Source organism: Nonomuraea sp. NPDC049421 (assembly GCF_040677005.1).
Lineage (GTDB): Bacteria > Actinomycetota > Actinomycetes > Streptosporangiales > Streptosporangiaceae > Nonomuraea > Nonomuraea salmonea.
Genome location: NZ_JBFAQA010000034.1, coordinates 83,538 through 104,090 on the forward strand (window position 1 = coordinate 83,538; position 20,553 = coordinate 104,090).

The 20,553-nt window shown below is 71.2% G+C and carries 17 protein-coding genes; 6 read left to right on the plus strand and 11 right to left on the minus strand.

Annotated elements, in window-relative coordinates; genetic code table 11:
- Positions 1 to 164: 164 nt before the first annotated feature.
- Both AB0K18_RS41380 and dacB read right to left on the minus strand, forming a co-directional pair.
- Complete coding sequence (locus AB0K18_RS41380) at positions 165 to 1,241, minus strand: zinc-dependent metalloprotease (RefSeq protein ID WP_364926190.1); 1,077 nt, start codon at positions 1,239 to 1,241, stop codon at positions 165 to 167.
- A 114-nt stretch (positions 1,242 to 1,355) separates the two neighbouring features.
- Entirely contained in the window at positions 1,356 to 2,780 is a 1,425-nt protein-coding gene (gene dacB / locus AB0K18_RS41385; RefSeq protein ID WP_364926192.1) for a D-alanyl-D-alanine carboxypeptidase/D-alanyl-D-alanine-endopeptidase, read from the minus strand.
- Between the two features lie 84 nt (positions 2,781 to 2,864).
- Here dacB and AB0K18_RS41390 point away from each other — a divergent pair, with 84 nt between their 5' ends.
- The gene (locus tag AB0K18_RS41390; protein WP_355412661.1) at positions 2,865 to 3,356 is read left to right on the plus strand and encodes an inorganic diphosphatase; all 492 of its coding nucleotides are present in this window, start codon (positions 2,865 to 2,867) and stop codon (positions 3,354 to 3,356) included.
- A 7-nt stretch (positions 3,357 to 3,363) separates the two neighbouring features.
- Here AB0K18_RS41390 and AB0K18_RS41395 read toward each other — a convergent pair whose 3' ends face one another.
- The 4 genes from AB0K18_RS41395 to AB0K18_RS41410 form a co-directional block, all read right to left on the minus strand.
- Positions 3,364 to 4,467 (minus strand): C40 family peptidase, encoded by a 1,104-nt coding sequence (locus AB0K18_RS41395; RefSeq protein WP_364926194.1) that lies wholly within the window; start codon positions 4,465 to 4,467, stop codon positions 3,364 to 3,366.
- Between the two features lie 115 nt (positions 4,468 to 4,582).
- Positions 4,583 to 6,100 carry a sigma-70 family RNA polymerase sigma factor gene (locus AB0K18_RS41400; protein ID WP_364926196.1) on the minus strand — a complete coding sequence of 506 codons (1,518 nt, stop codon included), beginning with the start codon at positions 6,098 to 6,100 and terminating at the stop codon, positions 4,583 to 4,585.
- Positions 6,101 to 6,235: 135 nt separating this feature from the next.
- Positions 6,236 to 7,039 carry a hypothetical protein gene (locus AB0K18_RS41405; RefSeq protein WP_364926198.1) on the minus strand — a complete coding sequence of 268 codons (804 nt, stop codon included), beginning with the start codon at positions 7,037 to 7,039 and terminating at the stop codon, positions 6,236 to 6,238.
- A 77-nt stretch (positions 7,040 to 7,116) separates the two neighbouring features.
- The gene (locus AB0K18_RS41410; RefSeq protein ID WP_364926200.1) at positions 7,117 to 8,727 is read right to left on the minus strand and encodes an ATP-binding cassette domain-containing protein; all 1,611 of its coding nucleotides are present in this window, start codon (positions 8,725 to 8,727) and stop codon (positions 7,117 to 7,119) included.
- Positions 8,728 to 8,852: 125 nt separating this feature from the next.
- Between AB0K18_RS41410 and AB0K18_RS41415 the strand changes: the two genes are divergently transcribed.
- The 5 genes from AB0K18_RS41415 to AB0K18_RS41435 all read left to right on the plus strand — a co-directional run bounded on the left by AB0K18_RS41415 (position 8,853) and on the right by AB0K18_RS41435 (position 13,317).
- Complete coding sequence (locus AB0K18_RS41415; protein ID WP_364926202.1) at positions 8,853 to 9,974, plus strand: DUF4185 domain-containing protein; 1,122 nt, start codon at positions 8,853 to 8,855, stop codon at positions 9,972 to 9,974.
- Entirely contained in the window at positions 9,971 to 10,981 is a 1,011-nt protein-coding gene (locus tag AB0K18_RS41420; protein ID WP_364926204.1) for a DUF4432 family protein, read from the plus strand. The genes AB0K18_RS41415 and AB0K18_RS41420 overlap by 4 nt, the downstream gene beginning before the upstream one ends.
- Positions 10,978 to 11,748: an SDR family oxidoreductase gene (locus AB0K18_RS41425; RefSeq protein ID WP_364926206.1), complete on the plus strand. Its 771-nt coding sequence runs from the start codon at positions 10,978 to 10,980 to the stop codon at positions 11,746 to 11,748. Before AB0K18_RS41420 ends, AB0K18_RS41425 begins: the two co-directional genes overlap by 4 nt.
- Before the next feature lie 235 nt (positions 11,749 to 11,983).
- On the plus strand, positions 11,984 to 12,403 hold the full coding sequence (locus AB0K18_RS41430; RefSeq protein WP_364367689.1) for a peptidase inhibitor family I36 protein: 420 nt from the start codon (positions 11,984 to 11,986) through the stop codon (positions 12,401 to 12,403).
- A gap of 74 nt (positions 12,404 to 12,477) precedes the next feature.
- On the plus strand, positions 12,478 to 13,317 hold the full coding sequence (locus AB0K18_RS41435) for a hypothetical protein (protein WP_364926209.1): 840 nt from the start codon (positions 12,478 to 12,480) through the stop codon (positions 13,315 to 13,317).
- Here the strand turns inward: AB0K18_RS41435 and AB0K18_RS41440 are convergent.
- From AB0K18_RS41440 to AB0K18_RS41460, 5 genes are read right to left on the minus strand one after another with little or no spacing between them, the layout of a single operon-like run.
- Positions 13,276 to 14,712: a peptidase S10 gene (locus AB0K18_RS41440; RefSeq protein WP_364926211.1), complete on the minus strand. Its 1,437-nt coding sequence runs from the start codon at positions 14,710 to 14,712 to the stop codon at positions 13,276 to 13,278. The genes AB0K18_RS41435 and AB0K18_RS41440 overlap by 42 nt on opposite strands.
- Before the next feature lie 9 nt (positions 14,713 to 14,721).
- On the minus strand, positions 14,722 to 15,948 hold the full coding sequence (locus AB0K18_RS41445) for an enolase C-terminal domain-like protein (RefSeq protein ID WP_364926213.1): 1,227 nt from the start codon (positions 15,946 to 15,948) through the stop codon (positions 14,722 to 14,724).
- The gene (locus AB0K18_RS41450) at positions 15,945 to 18,881 is read right to left on the minus strand and encodes a glycoside hydrolase family 38 C-terminal domain-containing protein (protein WP_364926215.1); all 2,937 of its coding nucleotides are present in this window, start codon (positions 18,879 to 18,881) and stop codon (positions 15,945 to 15,947) included. Before AB0K18_RS41450 ends, AB0K18_RS41445 begins: the two co-directional genes overlap by 4 nt.
- Entirely contained in the window at positions 18,878 to 19,690 is an 813-nt protein-coding gene (locus AB0K18_RS41455; RefSeq protein ID WP_364926217.1) for a carbohydrate ABC transporter permease, read from the minus strand. Before AB0K18_RS41455 ends, AB0K18_RS41450 begins: the two co-directional genes overlap by 4 nt.
- Positions 19,687 to 20,550, minus strand: a complete 864-nt coding sequence (locus AB0K18_RS41460; protein WP_364926219.1) for a sugar ABC transporter permease — start codon at positions 20,548 to 20,550, stop codon at positions 19,687 to 19,689. The genes AB0K18_RS41455 and AB0K18_RS41460 overlap by 4 nt, the downstream gene beginning before the upstream one ends.
- Between the last annotated feature and the right edge of the window lie 3 nt (positions 20,551 to 20,553).

Sequence of the window (20,553 nt, forward strand, 5' to 3'; positions counted from 1 at the left end):
TCCTGCACCCCACCTCCGCCAGGCACCGGCCATCGCCGTACCGCGCCCCGCCGACGCGGCACTCGTGAGGCCCCCGAGGGGGCGAGGCCCTCAGCGGCGGTGCGGTGGTGTGGGTGTGAGCGGTCTTGGCCCCGCGCCGGAGTCTTGTTGTCCCGGCTTCCCTGCTACGCGGGGAGGGCGGGGGTGCCTATCACGCGGCTGATCCAGGACGTCGGGTCGGCTATCTCCGGGGTTGTGGGAAGGGTTTCTGGGGATGTCCAGATCTTGTTGAAGCCGTCCATGCCCACTCGGTCCACTACCGTGCGGACGAAGGCGGAGCCCTCCGCGTACTGCTTCATCTTGACTTCGATGCCCAGCAGGCGGCGGACCGTGCGGTCGAGGCGGGAGCCGCCCTCGCGGCGTTGCGCGAACTTGGCGCGGATGTCGGCCACAGAGGGCACCACGGACGGCCCTACCGCGTCCATGACGTAGTCGCCGTGGCCCTCCACGAGCGTCATGACGGCCGTGAGGCGGTCGAGGATCTCCTTCTGGCCGGGCGACTGGATGGCGTCGATGAGGTTGCCCTCGCCGCCGCGCACCACGTCGGCGACGGTGTCGGCGGCGTTGCGGAGGCGCTCGAGCAGGGTGGGCAGGTCGAGGTCGGACGCGAGCAGGAACTCGGTCATCTGGGAGCGCACGTATTCGCGCAGCCAGGGCACGCCGGTGAACTGCACACGGTGGGTCTCCTCGTGGAGGCACACCCACAGGCGGAAGTCGTGGGGGTTGACGCCCATCTCGCGCTCGGCGTGGACGATGTTGGGCGCGACGAGCGTGAGCCGCCCCGCGGGCTCCTGACCGGTGGGGTCGGGCGGCAGGAACAGCTCGTACTGCCCCAGCACGCGGGAGGCGAGGAAGGCCAGCACGGCCCCGACCTCGACGCCCGTGATGCGGGAGCCGACGGCGGTGACGATGGCCGGCGGCGGGTTGTCGGAGTTGCCCATGCGCTGCGTGAGCGGCTCGAGCACCACGCGGAAGCCCTCGACGTTGGCCTTGATCCAGCCGGGCCGGTCGACGATGGTCGCCGGCTGCGGCGCGGTCTCCGTGTGGATCTTGGTGAACTGCCGCACGTGCCCTTCGGCCTCGCGCGACAGGGTGCGGAGCTCGGCGACGGCCTGCCTGGCCTCCTCCCGGCTCACCTGTGGGCCGGGGCGCACGAGGCGCGTGCCGGTCGTGACGGCCAGATCCCAGTCGATCACCTGCATACCGTCCACGGTACGTGCTTCTGGTCCGGGCCGCGAAGGACCGTGCGGAGGAAGGGCGCAGGAAGGGCGGAGGAACGTGCTGAGGAGCGTAGTCAGGACGTGATCAGTACGTGCTCAGGAACGTGCGACGATGGCCGCGAGCCGGTCGAGCACGGGTTCGGCGTTGACCGGCACCTGGTCGGCCATGAACGCGTACGTGACCAGCCGCCCGTCCTTGGTGGTGGCGAGCCCGGCGAGCGTGTTGATGTGGTTGAGCGTGCCGGTCTTGGCGCGGACGAGCCCGACCTGGTCCTTGCTGTCGCCGCCGGTGAAGCGCCGTCCGTTGCCGAGCGTCCCGGAGAAGCCGGCGATCGGCATGCCGGTGGCGATCGCGCGCAGCTCGGGATGCTGCGGCGCGCCGGCCAGGGCGATGGCCTTGGCGAGGGCGTGAGGGCTGATGCGGTTGCGGATGGACAGGCCGCTGCCGTCGGACAGCGAGACGTTCTGGGCCAGTCCGAGCCGCTGCAGCACGGCGTTCACGGCCTTGCCACCGCCGCCGAACGACGGCTGCTGGCCCTCCTTGATGGCGACGTGCCGCATGAGGGCTTCTGCGAGGTCGTTGTCGCTGCGGGTGAGTGTGTGCTCGACGAGCGCGTAGAGCGGGGCGGAGTCGACGCGGCCGAGCTCGGCGGCGCCGGCGGGCGCCTCGGCGGGACGTACGGACCTGGCGACGGAGACGCCCTGCTTGGCGAGGAGCTTGGCGAAGGCGTCGGCGGCGTATTGGGGCGGGTTCTGGACCCGGGGGGCGCGGAAGCGGGGGTCCTGGCGGCCCTCGTCGATCATCAGCGCGTGGACGGGAGCCACCTCGCCGTCGGGGATGTAGTTGGGCTTCCAGCCGGGCGCCTTGGGGTTTCCGGTGAACAGGCTGTCGTCGTAGGAGAGGGTGACCTTGCGCACACCCTGCGCCTTGAGCGTGGCGGCGGTACGCGCGGCCAGGGTGTTCAGGCTCGCCTGCTTCGGGTAGTCGGACGACGTGGCCTGGGGGCCGGCGAGCATGGGGTCGCCGCCTCCGACGAGGACGATCGTGCCGGGCTTCGTCCCCTGGACGACGCGGGTGGACAGCCGGGCGTCGGGGCCGAGCGCGGCCAGGGCCGCGGTGCACGTGATGATCTTCGTGGTGGAGGCGGGGGTGATGGCGGTGTCAGGGTTGGCCGCGAAGAGCTGCTCGCCTGTGACGGTGTCGAGGACGACCGCGCCCACCCGTCCGCCGAGCGCATCGTCACCCAGCGCGCTGGCCAACTGCTTCGTCAAAGTACCCTTAGTCGGGAGAGGTCCGTCTCCTGACTTCGCCGAAAGCTGGGCCAGCACAGGCCCCGCGGTGACCACGGGGACGGGGGGAGAGCCTTCCGCCGGGGACGCCGTCGGATCGGTCGGCGCAGACCCGCTCGTCAGCGCGCTCAGGTTGAAGTCGGTGGTCATCGCGTAAACGCCGATGACGATCGTCAGGATCTGGAGCACGGCGAGGGTGGTCAGCATCACCAACCGGTCGCGCCGCGCCACGTCGCCTGCCCTCTCTCCTGTGTTCGCCTACGAGACATTAACGCCCGCCCGGGGGTGCCCGGGGGCCTGAGCGGAGGAACCGCGGTGGAGTTCGACGTTGTCGTTGAGATTCCCAAGGGACAACGGAACAAGTACGAAGTCGATCACGAGACCGGCAAGATCAGGCTTGACCGGCTGCTGTTCACCTCCACGCAGTACCCCGCCGACTACGGCTTCATCGAGAACACCCTCGGTGAGGACGGCGACCCGCTCGACGCGCTGGTGCTGCTGCAGGAGCCGACGTTCCCCGGGTGCTACATCACGTGCCGTGCGGTGGGGATGTTCCGGATGACGGATGAGAAGGGCGGTGACGACAAGGTGCTGTGCGTGCCGTCCACCGACCCCCGCATGCATCACATCCAGGACATCCACCATGTCTCGGAGTTCGACCGCCTGGAGATCCAGCACTTCTTCGAGGTCTACAAGGACCTGGAGCCGGGCAAGTCGGTCGAGGGCGCCAACTGGGTGGGCCGCATCGAGGCCGAGGCCGAGATCGAGCGCTCGTTCCGCCGGGCCAAGGAGCACGGTCACCACTGACCTGCCGTCAGCGGGGCCTGGTGGCGCCCACCAGGTCCCCGCGCCAGATCGAGGCCACCCGTACGACGTCGCCGGTCTGCGGCGCGTGCACCATCTGGCCGCGTCCGACGTAGATGCCGACGTGGTGGATGGTCGAGGGGTCGCCGCTGACGTGCGCGAAGAACAGCAGGTCGCCGCGGCGCAGCTGGTCGAGCGGCACGTGCGGGCCCGAGGTCCACTGGGTGCCCGTCCAGTGGTCGAGCCGCACGCCCACCTTCTCCCAGGCCCGCATGGTCAGCCCCGAGCAGTCATAGGTCTCTGGGCCGGCGGCGGCCCACACGTACGGCTTGCCGAGCTGGGTGAGCGCCCAGTTGGCGGCCACGTCCCCCATCCGCGAGCCACCCGCGACGAGCCCTGACAGGGCCGCCGCGCGCCGCCTGGCGAGGAGCTGGGCGCGGGTGCGGGCGGCGTTCACCCTGCGCTGCAGGGTCGTCTTCCTGGCCATCAGCTGCCGGGTCTCGCGCCGCTGGCGGGCGACCGCGGTCTGGGCGGCGAGCTTGGCCCGGCGGGCGCTCTCGGCCGCCGCGAGCCGCTCGGCGTGCGCCCGCCCCGCGTACGTCCGCAGGATCGCGGCCACTTCCTGGGCATCGCGCAGGCGCCGCATGACCGCGCCCTGCTCCTCCTCCAGATAGCCCAGCACCATGGCCCGGTGCAGGAACCCGTCCGTGCCGCCGCGGTCGGCCAGCATCCCCACGTACGGCTTGACCGTCCCCAGACCGCCGTAGTTCTCGGCGGCGAGCAGCGCGACGTCCTGCCTGGCCCGCTCGACCTCGGCGTCGGCGGCGGCGAGCCGGACGGTGGCCTGCTGCTGCGCCTGCTCGGCCCTGCGCAGCCGGACGACCTCCCCGTTGTACGCCTCCACCAGCCGCTCCACCTCGGCCGCCAGCCGGTCGAGCCGCGACTGGGCGGTCACCAGGGCGGCGGTGGTGCGGCTGAGCTGGTGTGAGCGCTCGTGTACGGTCTGGCGGGCCCGCTTGACGTCGTGGCGGGACGGACCCGGCTCGGCGAGCGCGGGCGGGCACGTGGCCACCAGCAGGCAGGCGGCGAGGAGCCCGGCCCGGAATGCGCGCATAGGTCCCCCTGAAACCGTTGGTTACTCTATGCGCACGATTCCCCCGAGTTAACGCACGTAACGTGACCACACCGAGCCTCAATCGCCCCTTTCCGAAGCGCTGGCAGAACGCGGTTCAGCTGCGGTTCTCCGTTGGGGTGGCGGACGGCTCATCCGAGGGGGTGGGGGTGGCCGGTTCCGACGGCGTGGTGGTGGGCGTGGGCGTCTGGGTGGGGCTCGGCGAGGGGGACGGGGTCGGGCACGGGGTGCGGGGGCCGCAGGGCCGGGGCTTCGGCGGGTGGGGGTGCGGGTGTTTCGGCGGGCGCGGGTGCTTCGGGGGTGGAGTACGGGTCGGCGGGGTCTGCGCCGGCGGGGCCTGCGTCGGGGGCTGCTCGGGCGGCTCTTCCGCGGGTGGCGTGAGCCGCGTCGGCGGCTCCTCCGGTGGCGCGGGCGGGGAGGGTGGTGGCGAGGCGGGCCGGGAGGGCGGCGTGTCCGGCTCGCCCGGCTGTGACGACGGCGGAGAGCCGCCGGTCGGCGTGGCCACCACGGGGACCACCGGAGGCGGCTGCCCCGGCGTCCCCGTGACGCCGAGTGGCTGCGCGGTCGTGCCGTCGAGGATGGGCAGCACGGTCAACGGGACGTCCTCGGGGTCGGCCTGCCAGGGCAGGCGGATGCCGGGCGGTTCGCCCGTGGCCGGGAACGCGGCCGTCGCGACACCTGTCACTCCACCGTTCTCCCTTCCGATGTGCTGGAAGATGACCGCTATCGCCACCACGGTCGCGACCGCCGCCAGCGCGCCCGCCACCGCCTGAGGCCACCTCCTGCCGTGGTGCGCGTCGGGAACGGGAAACCCGGCGGCGCCGAGCGCGGCCGTGCGGCGGGCGACGTAGCGGCGGTAGGGCAGCAGCTCGGGGTCGGCGAAGCAGCTCATCACGCGCACCCGCAGCGTCGCGGGCAGCGCGGGCTCGGGCAGCAGCTCGTAGACCTTGGCGACGGAGACCTCGCGGCTGCGGTGGGGCGCGCAGACCTCGCACCGCGGCAGGTGCCTGACCAGGTGCTCGCGCATCTCCATGGTCAGCGCGCCGGAGAAGCCGGACAATATGCGGGCCCTGCGCGGGCAGTCGTAGGGGCCCTTCCTGGCCAGCACCTCGGCGGTGATGGCGTCGCGCAGGCTCTCGCGGGCCTGCTCGTGCAGCAGCTCGACCTGGCGTACGGGCTGCGCGACCACCTGCGCCAGCTCTGCGGCGGGCAGCCGGTGGCGGTGGACGAGCTCGAGCACCTCGCGCTCGGCCGTGGGCAGGCTCTGGACGGCGTTCCAGGCCATGACTCGCAGGTCGGCGTCGGCGGGGTCGTCGAGGGCGGGCGCCTCGGCCAGGCCCTCGTCGGCGCCCGCCGGCTCGGCGGCCCTGCGGCGCAGGCACTCGGCTCTGGCCAGCGCGTAGAGCCAGGTGCCGAGCCTGTCGGGGTCGGCCAGGGCGCCGGCGTGCGCCTCGGCGGCGATCAGCGTGTCGCGCAGCGCCACCTGGGCGCTCTCGGCGCTGAGGAGAAGGGACCAGCAGTAGCGGTAGACGCTCTCCGCGTACGCGTCGTAGAGCGTGGCGAGTGCCCCTGGATCGCGGGCGCGGAGTGCTTCCACCAGGACGCGGTCAGTCATGTGACCGAAGGTAATGGATCGGTAACTAATAGTTCCACCACTTCCGGGCTTATGGCCGGTTCTTGTCGGGGAGCGGGCGGATTCCCGTACGGAAATATCGCACCGCACAGCATTACCGCCCGAAATTTGCGGAAATTACTGCTTGTGTTCGGAGAGGACGGCAGTGCTCCTGTCCACCGCGAACGGCTCGCTCGTCGGTTTGACCGTGTGCATCGGCACCGCGCCGGCCAGCGCCAGCTCCTCGTAGGGTTTCCCGGTGGACCCCCAGGTCCTGGCGGTGATCTCGGTCTTGGCGACCTTGGCGTTCTTCGGCAGGCCGAGCACCGACAGCACGAACCTGGGCGCGCTGCCGGCCTTCACGTCGTCCACGAACGTGTCGCCACCCCCGAGGAGCTTTCCGGATTTATCACGCAACATCGCCGTCACGACCAGGCTGCTCACCGGCATTTGATAGGGATTGTCGACATATCCGGTAATGAGGTAAGAGCCGTCTTTCTGGGGCAGGGTCTGCACCCGACTGATCGGGAACGGCTGGAACGACGACACGATCCGCGCCGCCTGCCGCCACCGCGCTGGCCGGTACTGGATCGTCACCTTCGCCGGCTTCACCGCGGCCGGAGCCTGCCCGGTGAAGGCCAGCGAGCCGCCCGGCGGCACCGCGTCGAGCGGCTGGTCCAGCTTCAGCACCTCGGCGCCCTTGGCGTCGTGGCCGACGATGGTGGCGACCACGTGCTCACCGAAGTGCCACGGGTTGGCGTTGGTCAGCACGCCCGCCCAGTTGACGGCGTACCCGTCGGCGGACTTGACGATGTTGGAGACCTGCTCCTTCATCGCGAGCGGCTTGAGCTGGGGCTGGACGGGACGTTCCTCGCTCGCGCACCCGGCGAGGCAGATCGCCCCGAGTGCGAGGAGGCTGACGGTTCGGCTACGCGGGATCACTTTGCCGTGATAACCCGAACATGGCACGACCGGCAGCGGACACGCGCCAGCCGTACCAACTCTTTAACGCGGGGCTCTCACCGGGGACGCACCACGCGCGACTCGTCCCAGACCGGCTCGGGCGACTCGTAGACCGTGCCGTCGGCGCCGAAGACGAGGTAGCGGTCGAAGTCGGCGGCGAACCACCGGTCGTGCGTGACCGCCAGCACCGTGCCGTCGAACGCCTCCAGGCCCGCCTGCAGCGCCTCCGCGCTGGCCAGGTCGAGGTTGTCGGTCGGCTCGTCGAGCAGCAGCAGCGTGGCGCCCGACAGCTCGAGCAGCAGGATCTGCAGCCGGGCCTGCTGGCCGCCGGAGAGCGTCTCGAAGCGCTGCTCGGCGACACGGCCGGCCAGCTCGTAGCGGGCCAGCGCCTTCATCGCCTCGTTCTTGAGCCTGGCGTGCTCGGTCATGACGATCTCGACCGGGGTGCGGCCGCGCAGGTCGGGACGCGCGTGGGTCTGCGCGAAGTGGCCAGGCAGCACGCGGGCCCCCAGCCTCGCCACGCCCTCGTGGGCGACCTGCTCGCCGGCCAGCAGGCGCAGGAAGTGGGACTTGCCCGAGCCGTTGGAGCCGAGCACGGCGATCCGCTCGGCGTACCAGACCTCCAGATCGAACGGGCGCATGAGGCCGGTGAGCTCGAGCTGCTCGCAGATCACCGCCCGCTTGCCGGTGCGGCCGCCGCGCAGCCGCATGGAGATGTGCTGCTCGCTCGGCGCCACCTCAGGCGGCCCCGCCTCCTCGAACTTGCGCAGCCTCGTCTGGGCGGCGTGGTAGGCGGCCGCCATGCCGTCGTTGTAGCGCGCCTTGTTCTTCAGCATGTTGACCAGGGCCTTGATCTTGGCGTGCTCTTCGTCCCAGCGCCTGCGCAGCTCGTCGAGGCGCTCGTTGCGGGCCCTGCGCGCCTCCGCGTATGTGGCGAAGCCGCCGCCGTGGATCCAGATGTTGCCCGACTCGACGGTGACGATGCGGTCGGCCGCGTTCGCGAGGAGCTGGCGGTCGTGGCTGACCAGCAGGACCGTCTTGGGCGTCTCCTTGAGCTGCCGCTCCAGCCACTCCTTACCCGGCACGTCGAGGTAGTTGTCGGGCTCGTCGAGCAGCAGGGTCTGGTCGGGGCCGCGCAGCAGCGCCTCCAGGACCAGGCGCTTCTGCTCGCCGCCGGACAGCGTGGCGACGTCGCGGTACTGCACCCGGTCGAACGGGACGCCGAGCGCGGCGACCGTGCAGGTGTCCCAGAGCACCTCGATCTCGTAGCCGCCGGCGTCGGTGTAGTCGCTGATGGCCTGCGCGTAGCGGAGCTGGGTCTTCTCGTCGTCGCGCTCCATCATGGCCAGCTCGGCCTCGTCGAGCCGCTGCGCCGCCTGCCGCACGGCCGGGGGCGCGACGCCGAGCAGCAGGTCGCGTACGGTGCTGCCGTCGCGCACGCTGCCGATGAACTGCCGCATCACGCCGAGCCCGCCGGAGCTCGCCACACTGCCCTCGACGGGCTGGATATCGCCGGCGATGAGGCGCATGAGCGTGGTCTTGCCCGCGCCGTTGGGCCCGACGAGCGCCGCCTTGACGCCCTCGCCGACGCGGAAGGAGACGTCGTTGAGCAGCGGCCGCCCGTCAGGCAGCACGTACGTCAGATGTCCTACTTCCACGTGGCCCATCCCGGCAGGGTAACGGGCGCCCCGCCACCCGGTCATCCGGATTTCGTCGCCCTCACGAGGGGCCTGGACACCAAGTGATCTAATGACTAGAACTGTAGGGAACTCCCCTCCCCCTAGGAACTCTCATGACGCGATTCCGCAAAGCCCTCGCCCCCCTCGCCATCGCGTTGCTCGGCTTCACCGCCGTCCCTCAACCCGCCGCGGCGGTACAGGAAACGTCCACCTGCGCCCCCACGGTCCGGAGCGCCACCCCAGACGCCCGGCTGACCAGCTTGTTCACCAACTACGGCAACGACAACAACCGCCTGGACGACTGGACGGGCGCCGACGGCACGTACTCGCTCAAGCTGCCCGGCGGCAAGGAGCTGTGGGTCTTCTCCGACACGTTCCTCGGCCGGGTCGACGAGGACGGCTCCAGGCCCCCGGTGGTCGAGGAGGGCGGCTCGACGGTCTTCCTCAACAACACCTTCGCCGTCGAGCGCGACGGCCGGCTGTCCACGATCCATGGCGGCACCGAGGCGAAGCCCAAGGCCGTGATGCCCCCGCGCGACGAGAACCACTGGTACTGGGCCGGCGACGCCACGCTGGCCGGCGGCCTCGTGGAGGTCACCTACCAGGAGTACGAGCGCTTCGGCGAAGGCGCGTGGGACTGGCGCTGGCACCGCAACGTGGTCGCCAGGTTCGCGCCGGGCCGCCTTGAGCGCCCGATCAGCGTGCACGACCTGCCGAGCGGCCACGGCGTGGCCTGGGCGTCGGGCATCCTCAGGGACGGCGGTTACACCTACGTCTACGGGGTCGAGGACCTCGGCTCGCCGAAGTACATGCACATCGCCAGGGTCAGGGGCGACAGCCTGCTGGGCCGCTGGGAGTACCGCACGGCCAGCGGCGGCTGGTCGGCGAACCCGGCCGACTCCGCGCGGGTGATGGACGGGGTGGCGAACGAGTACAGCGTCAGCAAGGTCGGATCCGGATATGTCCTGATCACACATGACACGACCGTGGCGCTCAACCCGAACATCGTCGCCTACTCCGCCTGCTCACCCGCCGGCCCCTTCACCGCCAAGCAACACGTCTACACGACCCCCGAGACCAGCGGGAACATCTTCACCTACAACGCCCACGCGCACCCGGAGATCGACGGGCCGGGGCTGGTGGTGTCGTACAACGTGAACAGCTTCGTCAACACCGACCACTACGACGACGTCTCCATCTACCGCCCGCGCTTCCTGGACGTGACGTTCCAGTGAGACGCAACTGGGCGGCCCGCCTGCGGCAGGGCACGATCGAGGGGCTGGCCGCGGTCACCCTGGAGAACGAGCGGCTGCGCGTGACCGTGCTGCCCGGCAAGGGCGGTGACGTCGTCGAGTTCCTGCACAAGCCGACCGACACCGACCTCGTCTGGCTCACGCCGCGCGGCCTGCGCGACCCGCGCGAGCACCTCCAGGGCGCGCCCGACGACGTCGCCCCCTTCATCGACCACTACGAGGGCGGCTGGCAGGACGTCTTCCCCAACGGCGGCGCGCCCAGCGAGTACCGCGGCGCGCGACTGGCGCAGCACGGCGAGGTGGCGGGGCTGCCATGGGAGTGCGCGGTCGTGGCCGACTCCCCCGAGGAGGTCGCGGTACGGCTCAGTGTGCGGACGCGGCGGCTGCCGTACCGGATGGAGAAGGTGCTGCGGCTGCGCTCCGGCACGGCCGCGCTGGAGATCGAGGCGCGCGCCACCAACGAGTCGGGGCTGCCGCTGCACGCCATGTGGGGCCAGCACCTCGTGTACGGCCCGCCGTTCCTGCGGCCCGGCGGCCGGATCAGGCTGCCCGACGGCGTCACCGTGATCCCGCACGAGACCCCGATCGCGCCCGGCGGGCGCCGGGTCAAGGCCGGCGGCCCGTGGCGCTGGCCGGTGGTGCCCGCCGACGGCAGCGGCGCGGTGGACCTGAGCGTGGTGCCCGAGCGCGGCGAGCCGAGCGACATCGTCTACCTGACCGGCTTCGACGAAGGCTGGTACGAGATCACCGGCGCGGTCGGCTTCCGGGTGGAGTGGGACGCCACGCTCCTGCCCTACCTGTGGATGTGGCAGGAGCTGGGCGCCACCACGGGGTACCCCTGGTGGGGTCAGGCGTACACGGTCGGTCTTGAGCCGTTCGCCGGCATGCCGACCGACGGCCTGGCCGCGGCCGTGGACAACGGGACGGCCATGGAGCTGGGCCCGTACGAGACGAAGGTGTTGAAGATGCGCGCCGAGGTGATGGCATGACGGAGTTCGACGGCAAGGTGGCGCTGGTCACGGGCGGTTCGATGGGCATCGGGCGGGCGGTGGTCGAACGGCTCGCGGCCGGCGGCGCGTCGGTGGTGTTCTGCGGCGTCGACAAGGACGCCGAGCAGGACGGCGAGCGCGTCACCGGCCGGGTCGCCGACGTGCGCCGCGCCGACGACCTGCGCGGCCTGGTTGACCTCGCGGTCTCCCGGTACGGCGGCCTGGACATCGTGGTGACCAGCGCGGGCGTGCAGCGCTACGGCACGGTCGAGGACACCCCCGAGGAGGTCTGGGACGAGGTGCTCGACATCAACCTCAAGGGCGTCTACCTGACCTGCAAGGCCGCGATGCCGCAACTGCGTGCCCGTGGCGGCGGCTCGATCGTGGTGGTGTCGTCGGTGCAGGCGTTCGCCTCGCAGGCGCAGGTGGCGGCGTACACGGCGAGCAAGGCCGCGCTGAACGGGCTGGTCAAGGCCATGGCGCTGGACCACGCCAAGGACGGCGTCCGGGTGAACGCGGTCTGCCCAGGCTCGGTGGACACGCCTATGCTGCGCTGGGCGGCCGACCTGTGGCGGGGCGAGCTGTCGCAGGAGGAGCAGGTCGCGCAGTGGGGCCGGACCCATCCGCTGGGCCGCGTGGGCCGCCCTGAGGAGGTGGCCGAGGTGGTGGCGTTCCTGGCGGGGCCGCGCTCGTCGTTCGTCACCGGAGCCGAGCACCGGGTGGACGGCGGGCTGCTCGCGCAGAACCCCGCGGCGCTTCCCGAGTAGCTTCCCGAATAGGTCGAGCGCAGACCACGGGTTCCTCCACGAGGGCCAACACTTCTGCCAACGCGGCGAAACCGCAGGGCAGGGCCCTGATAGCAGTGAGTGCGGCGGGCCGGGCCCGCGACCCGTTCCAGGGGCGCGGCGCCCTTGGGAAATCGACGCGGGTCATGGCCGCTCGCGTGCGATTCCGGCGCGCCGGGTTCCCGGCAGAAACGACTCACTGATCGGAGAGAAACCTGTGAGGCTCACCAAGAAGGCCGCCGGTCTCATCGCCGCGGCCACGCTGTTCACCGTGGTCGCCCCCGCTGCCGCCGCGGTGGCCAGCCCCCGCTCGACCTGCTACGGCGGCCGGGTCTGCCTGTACGCCGGTTACGACTACAACCGCGGCCAGGTCGACCACTGGCGGGACTTCATCTCGGACGACTCCAACTTCGCCGACAACAACTGGCTGAACTGGGACTTCAGCAACTCCTGGCACAGCATGGACAACGAGACCAGCTCGGTGCGCAACCGCGTCGGCTGCAGTGCGACGCTCTGGCAGCACCCCGGTTACACGGGTGCGCACAGCACGTTCACGCACAACTCGAACGACGGTTTCCTGGCGAACAACGCCATCGGCAACAACCGCGCCAGCGCGCTCGACATCTGGTGCCGCTGAGCGATAAAGGGAGTGCCGGTTTCCGGGCTTGGCCCTCGGAAACCGGCTGCCGCTGGCTCATCGCGAGCACTCTGGTGCTGGCGGCGGCCGCGGCCTGCGGCGTCGAAGAGCCGGTGGCACCGCCCGCGCCCACCAAGGGCGTCACCACGGTGTCGCACCTCGTGCTCCCGTTCGACGCCTACAAGACCACTCCCGAGCAGCGGGCCGTACTGGGCAACGCCCACAACCGTCTCGTCGTCAGGTGCATGCGCAAGCAGGGCATCACCATCGACCCGCCCGCCGAGAGCGCGGCCGCGATCGCCGCCGTGGATCCCGGCAACTCCCGCCGCTACGGCGTCACCGACCCGGACGCGGCCAAGCGGCACGGCTATCACCTGGCCAGGCCGCCCTCTCCCGACACGACCGGCGCCTGGGCCGGCAAGCTGCCCAAGCGCACCCGCCACCGCCTGTACGGCACCGCGGCCGACCGCGGCTGCCTCGACCGCGCCACGCTCGCCCTGGACGAGGGGGCGCGCAAGGCGGACTGGCCGTGGCTGGCCCTGCAGGACTCGCTGACGCTGGAACAGGCCGCCAAGCACCCGACGGTGACGGCGGCGGTCAAGCGCTGGCAGTCGTGCATGAGCCAGGCCGGCCACTCCTACCCCTCGCCCGAGGCCGCCATCGCCGACAGCCGCTGGAACCTCGACGAGCCCACGGCGGTGACGGAGGAGGAGCGGCAGACCGCGACGGCCGACACCACGTGCAAGTGGGCGTCGGGCCTGGTCGCGGCCTGGTACGCGGCCGACGCCGACCTGCAGAACGCCCTCATCCGCGACAACCCCGACCGCTTCGCCGCGCTGCGCCAGAACCTCAGGCAGCGCCTGGCCAGAGCCTCACGCCTGCTCTCCGAGGACGAACGCCGCCAGGTGAGCTGACTGGGCGAGCCTGCTGGGCTCGTGCACGTACATCATGTGGCCGGCCTCGTAGTACTTGAACTCGATGTTGCCGGTCAGCTCGGGCGGCACGGGCAGGTGGGCGAAGGTGTGCTCGGCGGCGAAGTACGGCGTGGCGCCGTCGTGGTAGCCGCAGGCGACGTGCACGCGCAGGTGCGGATTGGCCCGCATCGCCGCCCCCAGGCGGGAGGCGACCTGCACGTGCGCGTTCTCGAACTCCTTGTACGACCACGGCCGCACCCGCGAGGTGAGCACCTCGTACGGCAGGTCGTTGGCGTAGCCCAGGTCGGTGCGCAGGTAGTGGTTGAGCGCCGCGCTGTACGGCCCCATGATCGCGTCCATGCTGGGGTCGGCGGCGAAGTGCTCGCGGCCGGCGTCGGGGTCCCAGCCGGTGAAGCGGCCGTCGAGCCTGCCGACGACCTGCCGCCGGTGGCGCAGCACCTCGGTGAAGAACCTGATGTGCTCGATGCGCAGGTCCACCCGGTCCACGTAGTCGGTGCTCAGCCCGGTCAGCCCGGCGACCTTGGCGACGGCCGCCGCGCGCTCCTCGGCGGTGAGCCGGTTGCCCCTGGCCAGCGCCCACAGGTAGTCGCGGTCGGCGTACTCCTCGGCCTCGCGCAGCACGTCGGCCAGCGGCCGGTCGCCGTGCAGGCCGTGGTAGTGGGCGATGGCCGCGTACGTCGGCAGGTAGAGCGCGTAGGCCAGGTCGTTGCCCTCGTTGAACTCGCCGGTGATGAAGTCGAGCACCGAGGAGATGAGCATGACGCCGTTGAGGTACATGCCGTAGCGCGACTGCAGGTGCTCGGCCAGCCCGGCGGCGCGCACGGTGCCGTACGACTCGCCGGCGAGGAACTTCGGCGACATCCACCGGCCGTTCCTGGTGGTCCACAGCCTGATCACCTCGCCGACCGACTCCAGATCGCCGGTGAAGCCGTGGTACGGCTCCGCCTTCTCCCCCTGGGCGGCCCGCGAGAAGCCGGTGGAGACCGGGTCGATGAAGACCAGGTCGCTCACCCGCAGCAGGCTCTCCTCGTTGTCCGCCAGCCCGTACGGGGGCGGCAGCAGCGCTCCGGCGTCGCCCATGACGACCCGGCGGGGCCCGAGCACGCCGAGGTGCAGCCACACGCTGGACGAGCCGGGGCCGCCGTTGAAGGCGAACGTCACCGGCCTGCTGCCGGGGTCGGCGCCGTCAAGGGTGTAGGCGGTGATGAACACCTCGGCCTTGGGGCGCAGGCCCTCGAACGTGCCGTCGGTGGTCACCTCCTCGCGCAGCACCATCGTGCCGGCGGTGGCGGTGTACGCCTGGCCGGACGGCAGGGTGTGGGAGGAGGTGACGAGGTTGTCGGCAGGGGCGGCAGGCTTTGACTCTTCAGACATATCGTCCCATTATGGTGCGATTTCCACCGTGGGATCCGCGAACCTCTCGTTAGGGACCGTCGCGTACCAGCCGGGACGCCCCGGATCGCGGTCGTACGCGTAGCCGCCCAGCTCCTTGTAGAGCTCGGCGTAGCGGGCCACCTGCTCCCGGTCGAGCCGCACGCCCAGCCCAGGACCGGTCGGGACGGCGATGGCGCCCTCCGAGTACGCCATCTTCCCGCCCTCGATCACGTCGTCCCTGAGCTGGTGGTAGTGGGCGTCGGCGGCGTAGGTGAGGTTCGGCAGCACCGCACCGAGGTGCAGCATCGTCGCGAGCTGGATGCCCAGCTCCCCCGACGAGTGCACGGCCACCCCGAGCTGGAACGTCTCGCACACCCCCGCCGCCTTGACGCACGGCCTGATGCCGCCCCAGAACGTGGTGTCCAGCAGGATCACGTCGGCGCTCCTGCGCAGCACGTTGGAGGCGAGCTGCTCGAAGTTCACCACGACCGTGTTCGTCGCCAGCGGCACGCCGACCTGCGCGCGCACGGCCCGCAGCCCTTCGAGGCCCCAGACCGGGTCCTCCAGGTAGTCGTTGTTCAGGTGCTCGATCGCCTTGCCGAAGCGCAGCCCCTCGGCCACCGACAGCACCGCGTTGGGGTCGTACCTGAGCCGGTCGCCGGGGAATGCCTCGGCCAGCGCGCGGTAGCACTCCAGCTCGTGGTCCGGTGGGAAGACGCCGCCCTTGAGCTTGTGGACGGTGAACCCGTGCTCCTCCTTCAGCCGCGCCGTGTGCTCGACGAGCTGCTCGGGAGTGCGGATCTCGGCGTGGGCGTCGGACGCGTACCGGAAGAACAGGTACGACGCGAACGGCACCGCGTCCCTGACGCGCCCGCCGAGCAGGTCGCTGACCGGCACCCCGAGATGCTGCCCGACCAGGTCGAGGCAGGCGAACTCGATCGCCGCCAGCAGCTGCGTGCGGTTGTTGTAGAGCGAGGCCGTCGGGTTCGCGATCTTGAAGCGCAGCGCTTCGAGCTGGAACGGGTCGTGCCCCTTCAGGTACGGCATGAGCGCCCGGAAGGCCGCTTCCGCGCTCTCGCCGCCGCCGCCCATCTCGCCCAGCCCGATGAGCCCGTTGTCGGCCTCGACCTCGACGATCGTCCGGACGAAGCGCCCCCAGTGCGCGCCGTTGCTGTGCCGCAGCGGCGCCTCCAGGGGCACGGCCACCGTCGTGGCGCGGATGTCGACGATCTTCACTGGCGCGTCCCCCTGACCACGGCCACCCCGCACGCGGGCAACCGCACCTCGACCGGCTCCCGCCCCGGCAGCGTCACCGTGGTCTCCACCGGCTCGGCGGCCAGCGACTGCAGCCGCACGCCGTCCCAGCCGATCGAAGTGACCAGCACGTCGGGATGGTCCACCGACACGTACGTCTCCGACGTCCCCGGACTGTCGGTGATCAGCGCGCCCACGAACGGCTCGCAGAGCCCCGAGGCCGCCGCCGCGCCGAGCCGCCGCCCGCCCGCGCCCGTCTCGGACGTCACCGCGTACCGGAACGTCGTCTCGCCCTGCTGCTGGGCCGGGAAGTTGGTGTCCCAGATGTTGTTGAGCGCCCACGAGTACACCGTGCCGTCCTCCTGGTCGAGGGTCGGCGGGAACGGCGCGTACGGCATGTGGATGGTGCCGAGCTGCACCAGCGGCGCCTCCAGCGTGGCCCAGGCGATGGTCAGCTCGGGGTCCTCGAAGGCGATCCAGTGCCTGATCGGCAGCATGTACTCGGCCGAGCCCGGCACCCTCGGCACGTCGGGCCCGCCGACGCCGCCGGTCAGCTCCCAGGCCGTGGCCTGGCCCGCGGCGAACGGGAAGGCCAGGAAGACCGCCTCCTTCGCCGGAGTGCCCTGCTTGGCGAGCTGGTAGGTCAGGTCGAGCCTCGGCACGCCGTGGTGCAGCTCGATCGTGGTGCGGATCCAGTCCACGCCCTTGCCGCGCAGCTCCACGACCAGCTTCTCGCCCACGGCCGTGCGCCTGGCCTCGGTGATCCTCGCGTGCTCGCCGATCGCCCTGTCGCCGAGCAGCGTGCGGTCGTGCGCGCCGACGTGGCCCGACAGGTGGTTGAAGTGCGGGGCGGTGGCGTAGCGGTCGTAGACGTACTGGCCGAAACCGGCCGCCGCGTCGCCGTTGACCAGCTCACGTCCTGCCCGCTTGTCGAAGATCGAGCCGATGTAGCCCTCGCGCACGTCGTACGCCACGCGGTAGAACTCGTTCTCGATCACCCCGCTCTCGTCCAGCTCGACCGGCTCGGGAGCCTGCGTCTCGCCGGGCACGACGTCGAGCCTGACGTAGCCGAAGCCGGGCACGTCGGGCACGACCGCGTGCACGTGCCGCCCGATCGGCCTGGTCGGCCAGTCCGCCGGGTCCACCAGCTCCTCGTGGTGCGGCAGCCGCTCGCCGGTCCGCGCGTCCACGAGCGTGATCGGCACCTCCACATCGACGACGTCCCGGGGCAGGAAGGCGCGCACCACGTCGGTACGCGTCCACGTCGCCGGGTTGAAGACGGCGAACGACGACAGCGCGCCGCCCTCGGCGGCGTCCGACTCCGACAGCGCGGCCCCGAATCTCCTGGCCGCCGCGTGCAGCAGGTCGGAGGCGTCGTCCTGGGCGTCGTACGCGCCGGACGACTTGCGCGTCCACTGCAGGCCGCCCGAGTCACCGCCCTCCTCGGCGTCCTCCCACGGGTTCGCCGCGCCCCACGTGTGCTCGTTGAACAGCGCGACCTTGTCGTACGCCGCGTCGATCCGCTCGGTCGCGTCCACCCCGGCCAGCGTGTGCAGCGTCTCGGCCACCCGCAGCGCCGACTGCGCCCGGCGCACGTAGCCCAGCGGGCGCGCGCCAGAGCCGAGCCCGTCGGCCCACCAGTCGGTCCAGTCGCCCTCGTGCACCGCGAGACTGTCGTGGTAGCGCTCCTCGACGTGCTCGAAGAAGTCGCTGTTGACCGCGCTGCGCAGCCGGGGGTAGGCCCACTGCTCGTTCCACCGCCGCGCGATCGTGGCCGGCACGATCGACGGGCCCGCGTTGTCGGCGTGCGCGCCCTGCACCCGCAGGTGCAGCACGTCCAGCTCGTACGGCTCCTTCGGCGCGTCGGGCCCCTGCCAGCCGAACGTCCCCGGCCCGTACGGGTAACCGCGCGTCGCCAGCGCCGACAGGTAACGCGGCAGCAGGTCATCGGCCAGCTCGTAGGAGTCGGTCAGCCCGACCGTGTTGCCCTCCATGTACGCCATCCCGTGCGGCGTGTCGGTGAACCACACGAGGATCTCGTTGCCGCTCGGCGCCCGCCAGCGGAACGGCCTGCTCAGCTTGTCACCGCCGTGCAGGTACGGCACCGACCGCCCGGCCCAGTTGTGCGCCGCCGCGAGATAGCGCACGCCGTGCTGGCTGAGCGCGTCCACCAGCCCCACGACCGCGCCCGGCACGTCGGTGTGCATGGCCGACGTCGTGGCGAAGCCGTAGCGGCGTTCGAGCTGGGCGGTGAAGCGCAGCTGCCGGTGCAGCTCCTCGGTCGAGCACGCCTCGGTGTGCAGCTGGAACGGCAGCGCCGTCACCTCGATCAGGCCCGCCCTGGCCAGCTCGGCGAAGGCGTCCACCATCTCCTTCGGCCGGTGCTCCAGCCAGCGCAGCGCCGGCATCGACGACTCGACCGTCCAGCGGAACCTGGCGTCGTCCGGCCAGGACGCGGTCTCCTGCCCGAGGCGTACGGCCGCGTCGAGGTAGTCGAGGTGGTGGCGCAGCACCGTGCCCTGCGGGTCGGTGTAGCCGATGTCGAGGTGCGAGTGGTGCACCACGAACACGCTCCACTTGCGCTGCGGCGTCACCGTGATCTGCGCGCTGCCCACCACGCCCGCGTCGTCGCGGCACTCCAGCGTGAACTCGCGCGGCGCGTCCACCTCCGGCACCAGCAGCGTCACGTCGCGGCCCGACGCGCTGTCCACGCCCACCAGCACGTGGGTCAGCGGCTCGGTGCTGGAGACCCGGACCGCCTGGCGGCCGTCGTGGGTGAACAGCGGCAGCACCGCGACCCTGACCTCCAGCCCGCGCACGCTGAGCACGGGCGTCGAGGTGTCGTCTCGCAGCGCCTGCCTGATCCCGTCGTAGTCGGGACTCCCCAGGCTGCGCTGGAGCAACCGGCTGGTCATTGAACACTCCCTAGAGACAGGCCCCTGGCGAAGAGGCGCTGGGTTGCCAGGAACAACACCACAGTCGGCAGCGAGACCACGAGCCCGGCGGCCAGGCCGACCGGGACGGGGGTGCCGGCGTACACGTCGGTCATGAGGCCCGCGATGGCGGTCATGACCGGGCGTACCTCCTCGGTCTGGCTCAGGGTCAGGCCGAAGATGAGGTCGTTCCAGATGAAGGTGAACTCGAGGATGAACACGGCGGTCAGCGCCGTGAACGAGATCGGCAGGTAGATGCGCCAGAAGATGCGCCACGTCGAGGCGCCGTCCATCCTGGCGGCCTCGAAGACCGAGAACGCGACGCCGCTGTAGAAGTTGCGCAGCACGAACGCGGCCAGCGGCACGTTGATCGCCGTGTAGATGAGGATCATGCCGAGGCGGCTGTCGTACAGGCCGGCGTCGCTGTAGCCGACGAAGAGCGGCACCAGCAGCATCTGCGAGGGGAAGATCGTCCCGCCGAAGATCAGCAGGAACCACCAGAACCCGTGGCGCAGTCTGAGCACCACGATCACGTAGCCGGCCAGCGCGCCGACGAGCACGCCGAGCAGCGGCGAGACGATGCTGTAGAGCGCGGTGCTGGCCAGGCTCTGCGTCAGGTTCGCGCTGTCCAGCGCGGTGGCGAAGTTGTCGAACAGGGCGAAGTCGCCCGAGGGCACCCACGCGCCGGCCGGGTCGTACGAACCGGCCGGGCGGGAGGCGTTGACGAGCAGCAGGTACGTCGGCCCGAGCCAGATCAGCCCGAGCACGACGAGCACGGCACGGCGGATCACGTGGCCGTCACCTGCCTGCGCAGATAGAGGTAGGAGGCCAGCCCGGTCACCACGGTCAGCAGCACCGCCACCGCCGAGCCGTAACCGTAGTCGCTGGCCACGAACGTCTCCTTGTACATGGTCACCGCGAGCGTCTCGGAGTTGCGTCCAGGGCCGCCCTGCGTCAGCACCCACACGATGTCGAACGTCTTCAGCCCGGCCACCAGCGCGAGCCCCACCACGACCGCCGTCAGCGGCCGCATGAGCGGCCAGATCACGTGCCGGAACAACCGCCACCCCGACGCGCCGTCCAGCCGCGCCGCCTCGATCGGCTCCTTGGGGATCGACTGCAGGCCGACGACGAACAGCAGCGTGTTCACGCCGAGCTGCTGCCAGGTCCAGACCGCGAGCATGGCGAACGTGTTCACCGGCGCGTCCTGGAGGAACGCGGTGTCCACGCCGAGCAGCACGTTCGCGATGCCCCCGTGCGACAGGATCGGGCTCCACACCATGGCGAGGCCCGCGCCGCTCAGCGCGTACGGGAGCATGAACGGCACCCGGAACCAGGCGCCGCCCTTGATGTCGTACGACAGCACCGCGACCAGCAGCCCGAGCCCGACCGGCAGCACCATCGTGCCGATCACCCAGATCAGCGTGTTGCGGATCGAGGTCAGCAGCGCCGCGTCGTCGAAGAGCTCGCCGAAGTTCGCCAGGCCGTTCCAGACCGGCGGCTCAAGCCCGTCGTACGTGGTCAGGCTGAGGTACGCGGTCCACAGGAACGGCGCGTAGAGCAGCACCGCGACCAGCAGCGCCGCGGGCGCCACGTACCCGTGCCGGAACCGGCCGAGCAGCGGGGCGCCCCTTTCGGACCGGGAGGGCACCGC